Genomic DNA, 1,316 nt, shown 5'->3' with positions numbered 1-1,316 from the left:
GCGAAAACGATAAACGTCTGGGTGAGAAGGTTTTCCAGGAACCACCCGGTGTGAAACGCCACCTCGCCGGCGTGCAGGATGCCGAGCATGAATCCGAAGGTCAAGAAGTCGAACAGCGAGTTGATGGGCCCGAACGTCAGCATGAACCTGCGGATGAAGGCGACGTTCCAGTGCGCCGGCGCATCGCGTTGCTCCTCATCGACGCGGTCGGTGGGGATCGCCAACTGCGAGGCATCGTAGAGCAGGTTGCCCAGCAGGATCTGGCTGGGCAGCATCGGCAGAAACGGCAAGAACGCCGACGCGGCGGCGGCGCTGAAGGTGTTGCCGAAATTGCTCGATGTGCCCATGAACACGTACTTGATGGTATTGGCGAAAATCCTTCTGCCCGTGGCCACCCCGGTGGCCAGCACCCCCAGGTCCTTTTCCAGCAAGACCACGTCGGCCGCGTCCTTGGCCACGTCGGTGGCGCTGTTGACGGAGATGCCCACATCGGCGGCGTGCAATGCCAGCGCGTCGTTGACCCCGTCGCCGAGAAACCCCACCGATCTTCCGGTGCGGCGTGCCGCGGTGATCAGCCGTGCCTTTTGGTCGGGGGAGATGCGGGCGAAGATACTGTGGTCCGCAGCGGCGCGGCCGAATTCGTCGTCGTCGAGGGGTTCCAGCTCGGCGCCGGTGAGAGTGCCCTTGGACGCCAAACCCAGGTCATTGCAGACCTTTTCGGCGACCCGCGGATTGTCGCCGGTGGCGATCTTGAGCTCGATGCCCAGTTCGGCCAGCTGTGCCAGCGACTGGCGCGCCGCGGGTTTGGGTTCGTCGGCGAAGACCAGAAAGCCGGCCAGCGTGAGGTCGTGTTCGTCGTCGGCGGTGAGCTCCGTCAGCTCGGCGGCCGGGCGGGTGGCGACGGCGACCACCCGCCGTCCGGCGGCGAACAAGTCCGCCAGGGTCGCATCCGCGGCCGCCGGCGTCCCGTCGCACCGGTCCAGGACCTGTTCGGGGGCGCCCTTGACGACGAGGAGGCGGTTGCCGTCGTCGTCGACCAACACCGACGTCGCGCGCCGCTCGTGGTCGAACGGCAGCAGCGCGACGCGGCGCACCGCGCCGCCCACCAGTTGCTGTGGCTGCGGGGAGTCCCACAGCGCGGCGTCGAGCGGATTGGCGCTCACCACACCGGATTCCGGGTCGACGTCGGTGGCCAGCAACCCGAGCCGCCGGACCGGCTCGGCCGGCGCACCGGCCGGATCGACCGCGCCGACCAGGCGGATGCGGCCCTCCGTCAGCGTGCCGGTCTTGTCGGTGATCAGGATGTCGATGTCGCC

Annotated in this window: 1 protein-coding gene; it reads right to left on the bottom strand. The window is 67.9% G+C overall.

Going from position 1 to position 1,316, the window contains the following annotated elements:
- The coding region (locus A5696_RS01340) for an HAD-IC family P-type ATPase (RefSeq protein ID WP_156738208.1) at positions 1 to 1,316 on the bottom strand (1,316 nt) is incomplete at both ends.

It is taken from the genome of Mycobacterium sp. E2699 (assembly GCF_001666745.1).
In the GTDB taxonomy this organism is placed as follows: Bacteria; Actinomycetota; Actinomycetes; order Mycobacteriales; family Mycobacteriaceae; genus Mycobacterium.
This window is presented reverse-complemented; position numbering and strand designations above follow the sequence as displayed.